We start from the raw sequence: 15,900 nt of genomic DNA, 5'->3' as shown, positions 1-15,900 counted from the left end.
GTAATTCTTCGCTGCAGCACAGCAAAAGCCGCGCGGAACAGGCCAGAGTCGTGGCATAGTGCACGCTGATCATGAAATAAGTGCAGGCGCGATGACTTGGTGGAATGGGATTTCTTTTGCGGCCGATATGTCCGTCATGGGGCCGGCTGGGGTGGCGATTGCCCTGTGGCTGCTCGTCTCGCGCCAGTGGCGCCTGGTGCTCAGCTGGAGCCTGTGGTACGGCGGCGGCCTGGCTCTCGTGGTGCTGTCGAAGCTGGCTTTCATGAGCTGGGGCGTGGGCAGCAGCGCGCTTGATTTTACCGGTTTCAGCGGCCACGCCATGCGCGCCGGCGCCGTGTTTCCCGTCCTGATGTATGTGTTGCTGCAGCGCGCCGAACCGCGCTGGCGCCATGCCGGTGTTCTCGTGGGTGTGGCGTTTGCCGTGCTGGTGGCCATTTCGCGTGTCGTCGTGCAGGCGCACAGCGTGTCGGAGGCGGTCAGCGGCGGCGTGCTGGGCCTGGCGCTGGCGCTGGGCTTCATGTGGAATGCACGCGGCGCCGTGAATTTCGCCGTCAGCCATGCGCTGGCCTTGGCCAGCCTGGTGCTGATGGTGGCGCTGAGCTTCAAGGCCGAGCCCATGCCGACCGAGCAGTGGCTGCAAAAACTGGCCATGGTGCTGTCCGGTCATGAGCGCGTTTTTTCCCGTGAAGACTGGAAACTGGCGCAAGATGGCCACCGAGCCCCTTGAGATGGCGCTGGCCAGCACTTGATGCTGCTGTTTTTTGGCCAGAAAAGCATCGGGAAATGGTATGATGAACCACTTTTTTGCGGTGAGCGGCCAGGCTGTCATCGCAATGGTGCATCTGAACTGAATATGAACCGGGTTCACCGATCTCAACCGCCAGCATAGGCCAGGAACTCTAAAACACGTGCGTCTCTCTTCCATCAAGTTGTCGGGATTTAAGTCTTTCGTCGATCCCACCAATTTCCAGGTGCCAGGCCAGCTCGTGGGCGTGGTCGGGCCGAATGGCTGCGGCAAGTCGAATATCATCGATGCCGTGCGCTGGGTGCTGGGCGAATCGAAAGCGTCCGAACTGCGCGGCGAGTCGATGCAGGACGTCATCTTCAACGGTTCCACCCACCGCAAGCCCGCCGGGCGCGCTTCCGTGGAACTGGTGTTCGACAATAACGACGGCAAAGCGTCCGGCCAGTGGGGCCAGTACGCCGAGATCGCCGTCAAGCGCACCCTGACGCGCGACGGCACTTCCACCTATTACATCAACGGCCAGCCCGTGCGCCGGCGCGACATCCAGGATATTTTCCTCGGTACGGGCCTTGGCCCGCGCGCCTACGCCATCATCGGCCAGGGCATGATTTCGCGCATCATCGAATCGCGCCCCGAAGAATTGCGCGTCTTCCTGGAAGAAGCGGCCGGCGTGTCGAAATACAAGGAACGCCGCCGCGAGACGGAAAACCGTCTGCAGGATACGCGCGAGAATTTGCTGCGCGTGGAAGACATCTTGCGCGAACTCAATGCCAACCTGGAAAAGCTGGAAGCGCAGGCGGCCGTGGCCACGCGTTTCCACGCCTTGCAGGCGGACCAGGAAGAAAAACAGAAACTGTTGTGGCTGCTGCGCAAGAACGAGGCGCAAAACGAGCAGACGCGCTATTTCCGCGAAGTGGAACAGGCGCAGACAGACCTGGAAGAACAGACGGCCAAGCTGCGCAACGTGGAACTGACCCTGGAGCAGATGCGCCAGGCGCACTTTGCCGTGGGCGACCGTTTGCATACGGCGCAGGGCCATCTGTACCAGACGAATGCGGAAATCGGCAGCCTGGAAGCGCAGATCAAGTTCGTCATCGAATCGCGCGCCCGCCTGCAGGCGCAGCTAGCCACCTTGACGGCCCAGCGCGACCAGTGGAACAGCCAAGGCAGCGAATACCAGGAACAGATCGAAGAGGCAGAATTCCACCTTGAAGAGCTGGCTGCGAAGGTCGAGCAATCGCAAATGATGGCCGAACAGAAGGGCGAGCAATTGCCTGAACTGGACGCCGCCTGGCGCGCCGCGCAAAACAAGAGCACGGAATCGCGCGCCCGGATTATGCAGGCCCAGCAGCAGCTGGAACTGGAATCGGCGCACCAGCGCAATGCTTCGAACATCCTGGCCAGCCTGTTGACGCGCCGCGAGCGCTTGCAGCAGGAAAAGAACAGCCTGAGCTTGCCCGACAGCAGCCACCTGGAAAACCTGAAACTGCAGCTGGAAGAAAAGCAGCAAGCGCTGGAAGAACAAGGTTTCTACCTGGAAGAGGCGCTGGAGCAGCAACCCAAGCTGGAGCAGGAAAGGATGGAGGCGCAGGCGCAGGTCAATGCCGAGACGGCCGCCAACGCGCAGCTGGAGGCGCGTCTTTCCGCTTTGAAACAATTGCAGGAACGCGTACAGACGCAGGGCAAGGTCCAGCCGTGGCTGAAAAAGCACGAACTCGATACTTTGCCGCGCCTGTGGCAAAAGCTGCAGATCGAAGCGGGCTGGGAAGCGGCCATGGAATCGATCCTGCGCGAGCGCACGTCGGCCCTGCAACTGTCGAATATTGACTGGGCCAAGGCTTTCTTTGCCGACGCGCCGCCAGCCAAACTGGCCCTGTACGCGCCGTCCACCGTGGCGCCGCTGCCCCTGCCGGAAGTGGCGGGCCTCAAGCCGTTTTTGAATTTGTTGAAACTCAACGATCCTGGCTTGCGCGGCTTGCTGCAGGATTGGCTGTACAACGCCTACGCGGTGGAAGACGCGGCCGAGGCGCTGGCCGAGCGTAGCAAGTTGCCGCCGGGCGGCTATTTCGTCACGCGCGCGGGCCATGTGGTCACGGCGTCCAGCGTGCGCTTTTATGCGGCCGATTCGGAGCAGGAAGGCATGCTGGGGCGCCAGCAGGAAATCGAGAATATCGGCAAACAGTTGCGCGCACAGCAATTGCTGGCCGAAGAGGCGCGCGCCCGTTCCGTGCGGGCCGATGCCGCCGTGGGAACTTTGACGCGCAACCTGTCGGATTTGCGCCTGCGCATACAGCAACTGACGTCGTCCGTGCATACTTTGCAACTGGACGTGGTGAAACTGTCGGAAGTGGAAGCGCGCTTCAACCAGCGCAGCACGCAGATCGGCGCGGACCTGGCCGAGATCGCCGCGCAGGAAGCGGAACAGATGCAGACCAAGCTGGAATCGGAAGAAAAATTCGAACAGCTGGACATGGAACTGGGCAACTTGCAGGAAGCGCACGAAGACGGCCATACCGATTTCTTGCAGAAGGAACAGCGCCTGGCCGAGGCACGCGAAGCCTTGCGCGACCTGGAGCGTGCCGCCAAGGATACGGAATACGCGGAAAAAGCCCACCGCGCGAAGATCGAGGAATTGCGCCGCAACATCGCCACGGCCAGTACGCAGGCCCAGCAAGTGACTGCCAGCCTGCAGGCGGGCGAACTGGAACTGGCCAACCTGGAAAGCGGCGCGGCCGCCGACGGTTTGCAGGACTTGCTCGAGCGCCGCACCACGCAGGAGCGGGCGCTGGCGGATGCGCGCCATGAACTGGACCAGATCACGCAGCAGCTGCGCCTGTCCGAAGATGCGCGCACGCAATCGGAGCGCAGCTTGCAGCCGCAGCGCGACAAGATCATGGAAATGCAGCTCAAGGAACAGGCCGCGCGCCTGAACCAGGAGCAATTTGCCCAGCAATTGCTGGAATCGGGCGCCGATGAAGCTGTCTTGAGCGAAAAGTTACACCCGGACATGCGACCATCGTATCTGCAGGGCGAAGTGACGCGTTTGACGAATGCCATCACGGCGCTGGGCGCCGTCAACCTGGCCGCGCTGGACGAACTGGCGCAGGCGTCCGAGCGCAAGAATTTCCTCGATGCCCAGAATGCCGACTTGACGGAAGCGATCAATACGCTGGAAGACGCGATCCACAAGATCGACAAGGAAACGCGGGACTTGCTGCAAGATACGTTCGACAAGGTCAATCACCACTTTTCCGAGCTGTTCCCCATCCTGTTTGGCGGCGGCCAGGCCAAGCTGACCATGACGGGCGACGAGATTCTCGATTCCGGTGTACAAGTCATGGCGCAGCCTCCCGGCAAGAAAAATGCCACCATCCACCTGTTGTCCGGTGGAGAGAAGGCGCTGACCGCGACCGCATTGGTGTTTTCCATGTTCCGCCTGAATCCGGCGCCGTTCTGCCTGCTCGACGAAGTCGATGCACCGCTGGACGATTCGAACACGGAACGCTTCTGCCGCATGGTCAAGCGCATGTCCGACCAGACCCAATTCCTTTTCATTTCGCATAACAAGATTGCGATGGAAATGGCCCATCAATTGATCGGTGTGACGATGCAGGAGCAGGGCGTATCGCGCATCGTGGCGGTGGACATGGAGTCCGCCGCAAATTTTGCTACCGAGGCACAAGCAGCATGACAGACTTACAAATTACCTTGTTCGGCGCCGGCGGCGTCTTTATCGTCGGCGTTTTCTCGTACAACAAATGGCAGGAATACAAGGCCAAGAAAAGCGTGGAGCGGGCCTTTTCCACTGACCACGACGACGTGCTGATGCGCGAGGGCGACGCCCCTGCGGCGGATGTTCAGGAACCCGTCTTGCGCCAGGAACCGCGCTTTGATGCCGCGCCCGCCGCCAAGGCCGAACCGTCGTTCGGCGCGCCGCCGACGGCACCCGTGTGCGACGCCCCCGTGCATGCGGAACCGTCGCTGGGGGATGCCCCTGCTGAGCCAGTCTCTGCACCAGCGGCCGAGCCCGTGCAAGAAGTCAGCGCCGCCAGCGAGCAGGCGACCAGTCTGGTCGACCCGCTGATCGATTGCCTGCTGCCCCTGTCGCTGGAAGCGCCCGTGCGTGGCGACAAGATTCTGCCCGTGTTGCAAACCCTGCGCCTGGTGGGTAACAAGCCCGTGCACTTCATCGGCTTGCACGTGAATGGCGATTGGGAACCGATCACGCATGGCGGTGTCTATACCAAGATGCAGGGCGGCGTGCAGCTGGCCAGCCGCAGCACGGCCTTGAATGAACTGGAATACTCGGAACTGGTCACGCGGCTGCGCGGCGTGGCGGACGAGATCGGCGCCGAGCCGGAAGTGCCCGACATGATGGAAGTGATGGCCGAGGCGCGCAATCTGCACCGCTTCGTTGCCGGCCACGATGCCCAGCTAGGCGTGAACCTGCACACGAACGGTGCACCGTGGGCTATTTCCACCTTGCTCTTCGCCTTGGAAAAGCAGGGTTTTGACGTGCGTCCGGACGGCCGTTTCGTCATGCCGGACGGCGATGGCAGTTATCTGTTCTCGCTGTCGACGAATGTCACCCTGGCCGAGGAAACCACGCCCCGCTTGACCCTGCTGCTGGACGTGCCATGCGTGGCGCCCGCGCGCGACGGTTTTGGCGCCATGGTCGCCTGTGCCAAAGCGCTGGTGGGCCGCCTCGACGCCACTATCGTCGACGATTACAACCAGGCCCTGTCGGACGCGGCGCTGGCCGAGATCGCCGGCCAGGTGCAAGAGTTTTACCAGGAAATGGACGCGGCCGACATTCCCGCCGGTTCCACCCGCGCCCTGCGTTTATTTAGCTGAAGAATCCCGCAACAATGACTGATCCGATCAACCAGGACGCCGCCCAGCGCGTCCTGGCACTCACTGCCGAACTCAATCGGCATCTGCACGCCTACCACGTGCTCGACAATCCCACCATTCCCGACGCCGAGTACGACAAGCTGTTCGTCGAACTGCAGGCGCTGGAAGCGGCCCATCCTGACTTGCGCACGCCCGATTCGCCTACCTTGCGCGTGGGCGCGGCGCCCTTGCCGCAATTCGAGCAAGTCACGCACACGGTGCCGATGTTGTCGCTGAATAATGGTTTCACCGATGACGATATTGCCAACTTTGACCGCCGCGTGCGTGAAGGCCTGGACCTTGACGGTGCAGAAGTCGACTATGCTGCCGAAGTGAAATTCGATGGCCTGGCCATCAACCTGCGCTATGAAAACGGCCTGTTCGTGCAGGCGGCCACGCGCGGCGATGGCGCCACCGGGGAAGACGTGACGGCGAATATCCGCACCATCGCCGGCATCCCGCTGCGCCTGCAGGGCGACAGGATTCCGGCCGTGCTCGATGTGCGCGGCGAAGTGATGATGTTCAAGGCCGATTTTGCCCGCCTGAACGAACGCCAGCGCGAAGCAGGGCACAAGGAATTCGCCAATCCCCGCAATGCGGCGGCCGGCAGCCTGCGCCAGCTCGATTCGCGCATCACGGCGCAGCGCAAGCTGCGTTTCTATGCGTATGGCATCGGTACCCTCGATGGCGCCGCCATGCCGGCCTCGCATTCGGCCTTGCTGGACTGGTACGACACCCTGGGCATACCCGTGTCGAAGGAGCGCAGGGTGGTGCAGGGCGCGCAGGGCTTGCTCGATTACTACGCCGATATCGGCACGCGCCGCCCCGCTTTGCCCTATGAAATCGACGGCGTGGTCTACAAGGTGAACGCGACGCAAGACCAGCAGGAGCTGGGCTTTGTGTCGCGCGCGCCGCGTTTTGCGCTGGCGCACAAGTTCCCCGCCGAAGAGGCGCTGACGGTGGTGCTGGGCATCGACATCCAGGTGGGTCGCACGGGCGCCATGACGCCCGTGGCGCGTCTGGCGCCCGTGTCCGTCGGCGGCGTGACGGTGACCAATGCCACCTTGCACAATGAAGACGAAGTGCTGCGCAAGGATGTGCGCGTGGGCGATACCGTCGTCGTGCGCCGCGCCGGCGACGTGATTCCCGAAGTGCTGTCCGTGGTGCTGGAAAAACGGCCCGAACCGGCGCCGCTGCCGTTCAAGATGCTGGAGCGCTGCCCGGTCTGCGACTCGCACGTGGTGCGCGAAGAAGGCGAAGCGATTGCCCGCTGCTCGGGCGGCCTGTTCTGTTCGGCCCAGCGCAAGGAAGCGTTCCGACACTTTGCCGGGCGGCGCATGATGGATATCGAGGGGTTGGGCGAACGTTATATCGATACCCTGGTCGAACTGGAATACGTGCATGGCCTGGCCGACCTGTACAGCCTGACCCTGGACAAACTGCTGGAAATGAAGCTGCGCGCCGACGAGCGCGATGGTTCCACGCCGGAAACAGTGCAACAAGGCAAGATTCCCACCAAATGGGCGGAAAACTTGCTGGCCGGCATAGAAGCAAGCAAGCGCCCGCCGCTCGAGCGTTTCCTGTTTGCGCTGGGCATCCGCCATGTGGGTGAATCGACGGCCAAGACCCTGGCCGAATGGCTGGGCAGCCTGGACTATGTGCGCCGCGCGCCGGCGGCCTTGCTGCGCGTGCTGCCCGACATTGGCGGCACCGTGGCCGTGTCGATTGCCGATTTCTTTGCCGAAGAAAAGAACCAGCAGGCGCTGCAGGCATTGCTGGATGCAGGCGTCACGCCGCAGGGCGAACACGCACCCAGCGCCAAGCTGCGCTTGCAACTGGAGCAAACCAAGCTGCTCGCGGCGATCGGTATCCCCAAGCTGACGGAACCGCGCAGCAAGCAGTTGGTGGAGCGGGGCGTAACCCTGGCCAGCCTGGCAGCGCAGGGCGCGAGCTTCCACGCCGGCTTGCCCGCCGCCGTGGCTGAATCGCTGGCGCAATGGCTGGCCAATGACGGCAATGTCAAGCTGCTTGCTCAACTGGACGCCTTGCGAAATGAATTGCTGTCACAATTGCCTGAAATGCCAGCCGCTGGTGGCAAGCTGGACGGCAAGACTTTCGTCCTGACGGGCACCTTGCCCAACATGAGCCGCGACGAGGCTGCAGAGCTGATCGAGGCGGCCGGTGGCAAGGTCAGCGGTTCTGTGTCGAAGAAAACCGCTTACGTCGTGGCCGGATCGGACGCCGGCAGCAAACTGGCCAAGGCGCAGGAACTGGGCGTGGCCATACTCGACGAGGCTGGCCTGCTGGCCTTGCTCGCACAGGACTAATCATTAAAATATTATAGAAGACCCATGAAAAAAATCAGAAAAGCAGTCTTTCCCGTCGCCGGCCTGGGCAGCCGCTTCTTGCCTGCGACCAAGGCGCAACCGAAGGAAATGCTGCCCATCGTCGACAAGCCATTGATCCAGTACGCGGTGGAAGAAGCGGTGGCGGCGGGTATCACGGAAATGATCTTCATCACGGGTCGTAACAAGCGCGCCATCGAAGACCATTTCGATACTGCCTATGAGCTGGAATCGGAGCTGGAAGCGGCCGGCAAGCGCCAGTTGCTCGAGATGGTGCAAAACGTTATTCCCAAGCACATCAATTGCATTTACATACGCCAGTCGGCGCCGCTGGGCCTGGGGCATGCCGTGCTGTGCGCCCGTCCCGTGATCGGCGACGAACCGTTTGCCGTCTTGCTGGCCGACGATTTCATGGATGTGGAAGAGGGCGTGCGCCCCGTGCTGGCGCAGATGGCCGATGTCTTTCAGTATGAAAATTGCTCGCTGCTGGCCGTACAGGATGTGCCGCGCGCAGAAACCAAGCAGTACGGTATCGTGTCGGCAAAGAATTATCAACCAGACCTGGAACTGGTCTCGGCTATCGTGGAAAAGCCCGCGCCTGAAGACGCGCCATCGACCCTGGCCGTGGTGGGCCGTTATGTGCTGACCAGCCGTATCTTTAACCACCTGGAAAATATCGGCACGGGCGCCGGCGGCGAAATCCAGTTGACGGACGGCATCGCCGCTCTGATGCGCGAAGAGCGCGTGCTGGCTTACCGCTACCAGGGGCAGCGTTATGATTGCGGCTCCAAGCTTGGGTATCTGAAGGCAACGACGGCGATGGGCATGAAACATCCGGAAACGGGCGCAGCCTTCCGCGCTTATCTGCAAGAACTGCAATTGACACTGGAAGCAAAATGACGGTACGTGAAATTCTGAAGATGGGCGATCCGCGCTTGCTGCGCATGGCCGAGCCAGTGCGTGAATTCGATACGCCCGAATTGCATGCCTTGATCACCGATATGTTCGACACCATGCATGCCGCCAATGGCGCAGGCCTTGCGGCGCCGCAGATCGGCGTCAACCTGCAGTTGGTGATCTACGGCTTCAAGCAGAATCTGCGCTATCCCGATGCGCCGCAAGTGCCGGAAACCGTGTTAATCAACCCTGTGCTGACGCCGCTGTCGGAGCGCAAGGAAGAGGGCTTTGAAGGCTGCCTGTCCGTGCCTGGTATGCGCGGCAGCGTGCCGCGCTGGAGCGAGTTGCACTATGAAGGCGTGGACCAGTTTGGCCAGCCCATCAGCCGCGACTGCGACGGTTTCCATGCGCGGGTGGTACAGCATGAAGTGGATCACTTGCATGGTATTTTGTATCCGATGCGTATCGTTGATTTTACGCAATTCGGTTACACCGAGGTCATGTTCCCGGACCTGGATCCAAACGACGATGACTAATCAGATAACGTCCGGGGTCAGACCCCCGGATGCGTCAGCGCAGAGCTATGTGTTGGCAGTGTTGAGGGTCTGACCCCAGTATTGCGCGAAGCTAAGCTAGCGCACCTTGCGGCTGCTGCCCAGGTTATCCAGCAGCGCCTTCAACTCATCCTGCATGGCATCCGTCAAGTTCAGGAAGCGGCAGCCGATCTGCACCTGCTCGCCCAGCAGGAAGGAGCGGAAGGTGCGCGACAGGCGGATTTCCAGGTCGGCGATCATGACCTTGTCCGGGCCCAGTTCCAGGCGCACGCGCGACAGCTTGCGCCCCACGTACAGGCCAACCGTATCGCGCGGGTGGGCGCGCATGCCGATGCCACCGGCCGAGAAATCATACAGCTGCAGTTCATACGGGCGACCCTCGAGCACGAAGGCTGCCAGGTAGTACACACCCAGCGGTGTTTCCAGGCGCTTCGATTCGCGCCGTTCCAGCACCAGGCAATGGCTGGGGAAGTTCGTCAGGTAGACGTTTGGCCGCTCGGAATAGGCCTCCCATTCGCCATTGATGGTAAATTGCAGCTTGGCACTTTGCACCCACGACACAAACGTGGCGCCGCCTTCGGGCAGGCTGGCACCTTCATTGAGTTCCAGAAGGAATTGCGGCAAGTCGTCGTCGACGGACAATATGCGCGCCATGATGACGTCTTCACCATTCGTCGGGTAGATGGAAATGGCGTCGCCGTTGTCAGCCAGGCTGCACAGGGTTTCGCCGATATCCCACGGATCGCTCATATGGTGCGGCTTGGTGCCTGGCTCCATCGGCTCGGCCACGTCGGCCAGACTGGGCGCGCCTTTGCGCAGGGGGTTGGGGATGGGATCGTTCACGACAGCGTATCTCTTTTGTTCTAATGGGGAATAGTGTATAGGTTTAAGGCAATATTTGCTAAGTAAATCACAATAATTGATTTTATATCACTATATTCGCTTATGTAGCCTGGCATGCCGGGGCGTATGCCATCTTGATGCAGTCGCTTAAAACTGTTCGTCCGCGCTCAGATAGCGCCATTGGCCCGTCGGCAAGTCGCCCAGCTTGACCTTGCCGATGCGCACGCGTTTCAGTCCCAGCACCTTCAGGCCGACAGCTTCACACATGCGGCGGATCTGGCGTTTTTTGCCTTCGCGCAGGGTAAAGCTCAGCTGGTCTTCATTTTGCCAGCGCACCTTGGCCGGCAGCAGCGGCTTGCCGTCGAGCCACAGGCCATGGTTGAGCTTTTTCAGCTCGCTATCGGGCAGGGTGTCGCCCTTGGTGTAACTCACGCGCACCAGGTATTCCTTGTCGATATCGGTATCGTGGCCGATCAGCTGCTTGGCCACGCGCCCATCTTGCGTCAAGACCAGCAAGCCGACGGAATCGATGTCCAGGCGCCCGGCTGCCACCAGGCTGCGCAGTTGGGTCGGGTGAAACTGTTCCGGGCTGCGGTCTTCCGCCCAGCGGTTTTCCGCCTTGATCAGCGCCACGGCGGGGGTGTAGCCGTCTTCAGCCTGGCCGCTGACATAGCCGACGGGTTTGTTGATCAATACGGTGACGCGCTTCGACTGCTCGGCTGCCGCCTGGCGTTCCACGGTAACGCGCTGGCTGGGAGTGACTTTGCTGCCCAGCTCGGACACCACCTTGCCATCCACGCGGACCCAGCCGCGCGCGATCCATTCATCGGCTTCACGGCGCGAGCACAGGCCCAGTTCGGACATGCGTTTGGACAAGCGTAATAATTCTTCGGTCATGTTGTTTCAGTTTCAGTAAGGGTAGGCGCTGCGCGGAGGTTATTACACTTTCAGCGCATCGAGTAAATCGGTTTCCAGCAATATCTGGTTGCGGGCATTATTGAGCGCGGGACCGTCGACGAGGAAGACGTCTTCGACCCGCTCGCCCAGGGTCATGATCTTGGCCGTGTGCAAGTTGATGCGGTACTTGGCCAGCACATTGGCGATTGCATACAGCAGGCCCGTGCGGTCGTTGGCGGCCACCGACAGCAGGTAGTACTGGCCCTTTTCATCGGGCCGCAAATCCACGGTCGGCTGGAAGGGGAAGGTGCGCGACAGCCGCGACAGCCGTCCCTTGCCCGGCGGCGGCAGCGGCGTTTGCGACTGCAGCAGTTCGCCCAGCTCATGCTCGATCAGGCTGATGATGTCGCGGTAGCTCTTGGCAAAGTTCTGCTCGGTGACGAGAAAAGTGTCGAGCGCATAACCATTCCTGGTCGTGTGGATCTTCGCGTCGAGGATGCTGAAATTCTTGCGGTCGAAATAGCTGCAGATGCGCGCGAACAGGTCGGGCTGGTCGGGAATGTACACGGCCACCTGCAAGCCTTCGCCGATGGGCGCCAGACGGCATTTTACCACCGGCAACTTGCTGTCGAGCTTGTCATACAGCGAACGCGTCTGCCAGGCGATGTCGGAGGCGTCGTGGCGCAGGAAATACGCCACGTCCAGCTGCTGCCACAGTTTCAGGTGCGCGTCTGGCGGCAAACCGTACAGGCGCAGGGTGGCCAGCGCTTCCTGCTGGCGGTTTTTCAGCTCGCGGTCAGCCGTGTGCGGCTCGCCGCCCAGCACGCGCAGGGTAATCTTGTACAGGTCTTCCAGCAGCTTGCCCTTCCAGGCATTCCACACTTTCGGGCTGGTGCCGCGGATGTCGGCCACCGTCAGCAGGTACAAACCCGTCAGGTGGCGCTCGTCCTTGACCACTTTCGCAAAGGCCTGGACGACGTCGGGATCGGACAGGTCCTGCTTTTGCGCCACTTGCGACATGGTCAGGTGATTTTCCACCAGGAAAGCGATGAGTTCCGTATCCTCGGCCGACAGGCCGTGGTCCTGGCAGAACTGGGTGGCGTCGGCCACGCCCAGCTTCGAGTGGTCGCCGCCGCGGCCCTTGGCGATGTCGTGGAACAGGGCCGCCACGTACAGCAGCCACGACTGGGAGAAATCGGCCATCAGCTGGCTGCAGAACGGGTATTCGTGCGCGTGTTCGCTCATTGTGAAGCGGCGCATGTTGCGCACCACCATCAAAATATGCTGGTCGACCGTGTACACGTGGAACAGGTCATGCTGCATCTGGCCCACGATGCGGCGGAAGTTCGGCAGGTAGCGCCCCAGGATGCTCATCTCGTTCATGCGCCGCAGCGCGTGGATGATGCCCACGGGCGCCTGCATGATGCGCAGGAAGAGGGCGCGGTTGACGGGGGCCTGGCGGAAGGCGGCGTCGATCTTGAAGCGCGCGTGCCACAGGGCCCGCGTGGCATGCGACGTCATGCCCTTCAGGGCCGGGCGCTCCGTCATCAGCACGAAGATTTCCAGCATGGCTGACGGGTATTGCTCGAACGTATCGTCGGCGCTGATATCGATCAGGCTGTTGACTTCATTGAAGCGTTCGTTGATGGGCACGGCCACATCGTCTTGCGGAAACAGCCGTGCTTCGATATTTTGCAGCAGAATCGTGTTGAGCTGAGTCACCGTCTTGGCGGCCCAGTAATAGCGCTGCATGAGGAATTCGCTGGCGCGGCGCATGTGCGGTCCGCTGCCCGTGGCCTGCAGGCCCAGCGATTCGGCGATTGCCGTCTGCACGTCGAACACCAGGCGGTCTTCGCGCCGGCCCGCATGCAGGTGCAGGCGCACGCGGATATCCTTGAAGGCGCGCTCCTTTTCCATCAGCTGGCGTGCTTCCGTCAGGGTGATCAGGCCGCCTGTGGCGAGGGTGCGCCAGGAATTGGCCAGGCCGGCCGCCTTGGCCACCCACAGGATGACCTGCAGGTCGCGCAGGCCGCCCGGGCTTTCCTTGCAATTCGGTTCCAGGCTGAAGGCCGTGTCTTCGTATTTGGCGTGTCTCTGGCGCATTTCCGCCGTTTTTGCCTGGAAAAACGCCTGCGGGTCCATGGCCGCGTCATAGCGCTGCTGCAATTGCGCGAACAGGTCCGCGTTGCCGCACACGAGGCGCGCTTCGAGCAGGCTGGTTTGCACGGTGATGTCGGCTTTCGATTCGACCATGCATTCCTCGACCGTGCGGATACTGTGGCCGATTTCCAGGCCCAGGTCCCACAGCAGTTGCACCAGTTCCTCGAGTTTTTCCTGCGTCGCCGCGTCCGGCGCCTGCTGCAACAGGATCAGCAGGTCGACATCGGAATACGGAAACAGTTCGCCGCGGCCGTAGCCGCCCACGCCCACCAGGGCCGTGCCGGGCGGCAGTCCCGCTTCCTGCCAGGCGCGCGCCAGCACCCCATCGACGCTGTGGCGTAGGCTGCGCAGCAGTTTTTCAGGCTTGCCGTCGGCCTGGAAGGCCGCAATGACGACCTGGCGGTCGGCTTTCAGTTGCTGTTTCAGCTGTTCCCGAACTTGCTTTTTCATCTGGGCCCTGGGGTGGCGGTGCGTTTGGCTGTGGGGGTGGCGGGATCAGGCTTTGTTCGTGATGAAGTCCGGCGGTGGCGGCATGCCGGGCGAGACGGTCAGCACTTCATAACCGGTTTCCGTCACCAGCACCGTGTGTTCCCATTGCGCCGAATGGCTGCGATCCTTGGTCTTGATGGTCCAGCCATCGTTCATTTCGCGGATCTCGCGGCGGCCGGCGTTGATCATCGGTTCGACCGTGAAGATCATGCCCGCTTCCAGGCGTTCCAGGGTGCCCGGTTTGCCGTAATGCAACACTTGCGGCTCTTCATGGAACACCTTGCCGATGCCGTGGCCGCAGAATTCGCGCACTACGCTGTAGCCCGCCTTTTCCGCGTGCTGCTGGATGGCATGGCCGATGTCGCCCAGGTGGGCGCCCGGCTTGATCTGGTCGATGCCCAGCCACATACATTCATAGGTGATTTCCGACAGGCGCTTGGTCAGGATGGTGGGCGTGCCAACCAGGAACATGCGGCTGTTGTCGCCGTGGTAGCCGTCCTTGATGACGGTGATGTCGAGGTTGACGGTATCGCCGCTCTTGAGCACCTTGTCGCCCGGAATGCCATGGCAGATGACGTCGTTGACGGAGGTGCAGATGGCTTTCGGGTAAGGCGTGTAGCCGGGCGGGCAGTAGTTCAGCGGGGCAGGAATGGTGCCCTGCACGTTGACCATGTATTCGTGGCACAGTCGGTCCAGTTCGCCGGTGGTGACGCCGACCTTGACAAAGGGAGTGATGTAGTCGAGTACTTCGGCGCCGAGCTTGCCGGCAATGCGCATGCCTTCGATGTCGGCGGCGCTATTGATACGGATGGTGGACATGGTGTAATTCGCAATCTGCAAGATAGTCGGCTGAAAAGCACGGGTGAAAAGCACAGACGAGTCCTGCGGTACGGGGAAAAGTCTGCAAATATGTCGAAATTATAAACGAGGTGCCCTGAATCCGCCGCCTCCTTCCTATGGCCGGGCAGGGATTTGTCGGGGAAATGGGGATGCGGCGGCGGCGCGGCTACGCCTTGCACCAGAGTGGTGCATCGGGCGGTTCCGCAGGGCGCGCGATTTGCAGTGCGGACTTGATGTGGCGGTCATTTCGGTGTAGAATCCCGGGTTGCTTGAATTCTCTTTTGAGCAATGCAGTAAAACAGTGTCTTTAATTTATATAAACACGCGAATCCGGTCGACAAGGGTGCCTGTATGGTGACTGATCGGATTCCAGACCCAACCCTGGAGTTAATAATGTCCGTAACAATGCGCGAAATGCTGGAAGCCGGTGTCCACTTTGGTCACCAAACCCGTTTTTGGAATCCAAAAATGGCACCGTTCATCTTCGGCCATCGCAACAAGATCCACATCATCAACCTGGAAAAAACCATGGCGATGTACCAGGACGCAATGAAGCACGTGCGTCAACTGGCTGCAAACCGTGGCACCATCCTGATGGTTGGCACCAAGCGTCAAGCTCGCGAAATCATCGCTGCTGAAGCACAACGCGCTGGCGTGCCTTTCGTTGATCAACGTTGGTTGGGCGGCATGCTGACCAACTTCAAAACGATCAAAACCTCGATCAAGCGTCTGAAAGACATGGAAGTCATGGTTGAAGACGGTTCGATCGAGAAGCTGTCGAAAAAAGAAGCGCTGATGTTCTCCCGTGAAATGATCAAGCTGCAAAAATCGATCGGCGGCATCAAGGACATGGGCGGCATTCCTGACGCAATCTTCGTTGTGGACGTCGGCTACCACAAAGGTGCGATCACCGAAGCAGCTAAACTGGGTATTCCGGTCATCGGCGTTGTCGATACCAACCACTCCCCAGAAGGCGTGAACTTCGTGATTCCAGGTAACGATGACTCCTCGAAAGCCATCATGTTGTACGCTCGCGGTGTTGCTGATGCAATCATCGAAGGCCGTGCAGCTGCCGGTAACGAAGTTGTTGAAATGGTTAAAGCAGCCGCTGGCGACGAATTCGTCGAAGTGAACGAACAGGCTTAATGGCCAGGCTATCGCGAGATAGCCGTTTGTAAGCGCAGCAGTAAGGGAAAAGGGGTGGCAGCAGCTCCCCCTTTTTTTTAACAAAAAAACG

At 60.9% G+C, this 15,900-nt stretch carries 11 protein-coding genes; 7 read left to right on the top strand and 4 right to left on the bottom strand.

Going from position 1 to position 15,900, the window contains the following annotated elements:
* Positions 1–91: 91 nt before the first annotated feature.
* From ACQ4WN_RS14620 to def, 6 genes are all read left to right on the top strand, one after another.
* Positions 92–727, top strand: a complete 636-nt coding sequence (locus ACQ4WN_RS14620; RefSeq protein WP_436552196.1) for a phosphatase PAP2 family protein — start codon at positions 92–94, stop codon at positions 725–727.
* A gap of 181 nt (positions 728–908) precedes the next feature.
* Positions 909–4,436, top strand: coding sequence for a chromosome segregation protein SMC (gene smc, locus ACQ4WN_RS14615; RefSeq protein WP_436552195.1), 3,528 nt, complete (start codon positions 909–911; stop codon positions 4,434–4,436).
* On the top strand, positions 4,433–5,599 hold the full coding sequence (locus ACQ4WN_RS14610; protein WP_436552194.1) for a cell division protein ZipA C-terminal FtsZ-binding domain-containing protein: 1,167 nt from the start codon (positions 4,433–4,435) through the stop codon (positions 5,597–5,599). Before smc ends, ACQ4WN_RS14610 begins: the two co-directional genes overlap by 4 nt.
* A 14-nt stretch (positions 5,600–5,613) precedes the next feature.
* Positions 5,614–7,965 (top strand): NAD-dependent DNA ligase LigA, encoded by a 2,352-nt coding sequence (ligA, locus tag ACQ4WN_RS14605; RefSeq protein WP_436552193.1) that lies wholly within the window; start codon positions 5,614–5,616, stop codon positions 7,963–7,965.
* A 24-nt stretch (positions 7,966–7,989) separates the two neighbouring features.
* Positions 7,990–8,883: a UTP--glucose-1-phosphate uridylyltransferase GalU gene (gene galU / locus ACQ4WN_RS14600; protein ID WP_436552192.1), complete on the top strand. Its 894-nt coding sequence runs from the start codon at positions 7,990–7,992 to the stop codon at positions 8,881–8,883.
* Positions 8,880–9,416: a peptide deformylase gene (gene def / locus ACQ4WN_RS14595; protein ID WP_436552191.1), complete on the top strand. Its 537-nt coding sequence runs from the start codon at positions 8,880–8,882 to the stop codon at positions 9,414–9,416. The genes galU and def overlap by 4 nt, the downstream gene beginning before the upstream one ends.
* 96 nt (positions 9,417–9,512) lie before the next feature.
* Here the strand turns inward: def and ACQ4WN_RS14590 are convergent, their stop codons facing one another.
* From ACQ4WN_RS14590 to map, 4 genes are all read right to left on the bottom strand, one after another.
* Entirely contained in the window at positions 9,513–10,277 is a 765-nt protein-coding gene (locus ACQ4WN_RS14590) for a flagellar brake protein (protein ID WP_436552190.1), read from the bottom strand.
* A gap of 147 nt (positions 10,278–10,424) precedes the next feature.
* Positions 10,425–11,174 carry a pseudouridine synthase gene (locus ACQ4WN_RS14585; protein ID WP_436552189.1) on the bottom strand — a complete coding sequence of 250 codons (750 nt, stop codon included), beginning with the start codon at positions 11,172–11,174 and terminating at the stop codon, positions 10,425–10,427.
* Between the two features lie 42 nt (positions 11,175–11,216).
* Positions 11,217–13,784 (bottom strand): [protein-PII] uridylyltransferase, encoded by a 2,568-nt coding sequence (locus ACQ4WN_RS14580; RefSeq protein ID WP_436552188.1) that lies wholly within the window; start codon positions 13,782–13,784, stop codon positions 11,217–11,219.
* 45 nt (positions 13,785–13,829) lie between these two features.
* Positions 13,830–14,642, bottom strand: coding sequence for a type I methionyl aminopeptidase (map, locus tag ACQ4WN_RS14575; protein ID WP_436552187.1), 813 nt, complete (start codon positions 14,640–14,642; stop codon positions 13,830–13,832).
* Positions 14,643–15,056: 414 nt separating this feature from the next.
* Between map and rpsB the strand changes: the two genes are divergently transcribed.
* The gene (rpsB, locus tag ACQ4WN_RS14570; RefSeq protein WP_071077760.1) at positions 15,057–15,809 is read left to right on the top strand and encodes a 30S ribosomal protein S2; all 753 of its coding nucleotides are present in this window, start codon (positions 15,057–15,059) and stop codon (positions 15,807–15,809) included.
* Positions 15,810–15,900 lie beyond the last annotated feature (91 nt).

The sequence above is a fragment of the Janthinobacterium pasteuri genome (assembly GCF_051380775.1).
GTDB lineage: Bacteria > Pseudomonadota > Gammaproteobacteria > Burkholderiales > Burkholderiaceae_D > Janthinobacterium.
The sequence above is the reverse complement of the archived record's forward strand: the minus strand, read 5'-3'. Positions and strand labels throughout refer to the sequence as shown.

What these genes read in the sequence shown, in the direction of transcription:
- ACQ4WN_RS14620 (WP_436552196.1), top strand. Translation starts at nt 92, where the DNA reads ATGACTTGGTGGAATGGGATTTCTTTTGCGGCCGATATGTCCGTCATG.
- rpsB (WP_071077760.1), top strand. Translation starts at nt 15,057, where the DNA reads ATGTCCGTAACAATGCGCGAAATGCTGGAAGCCGGTGTCCACTTTGGT.
- def (WP_436552191.1), top strand. Translation starts at nt 8,880, where the DNA reads ATGACGGTACGTGAAATTCTGAAGATGGGCGATCCGCGCTTGCTGCGC.
- map (WP_436552187.1), bottom strand. Translation starts at nt 14,642, where the DNA reads ATGTCCACCATCCGTATCAATAGCGCCGCCGACATCGAAGGCATGCGC.
- ACQ4WN_RS14585 (WP_436552189.1), bottom strand. Translation starts at nt 11,174, where the DNA reads ATGACCGAAGAATTATTACGCTTGTCCAAACGCATGTCCGAACTGGGC.
- ligA (WP_436552193.1), top strand. Translation starts at nt 5,614, where the DNA reads ATGACTGATCCGATCAACCAGGACGCCGCCCAGCGCGTCCTGGCACTC.
- galU (WP_436552192.1), top strand. Translation starts at nt 7,990, where the DNA reads ATGAAAAAAATCAGAAAAGCAGTCTTTCCCGTCGCCGGCCTGGGCAGC.
- ACQ4WN_RS14580 (WP_436552188.1), bottom strand. Translation starts at nt 13,784, where the DNA reads ATGAAAAAGCAAGTTCGGGAACAGCTGAAACAGCAACTGAAAGCCGAC.
- ACQ4WN_RS14610 (WP_436552194.1), top strand. Translation starts at nt 4,433, where the DNA reads ATGACAGACTTACAAATTACCTTGTTCGGCGCCGGCGGCGTCTTTATC.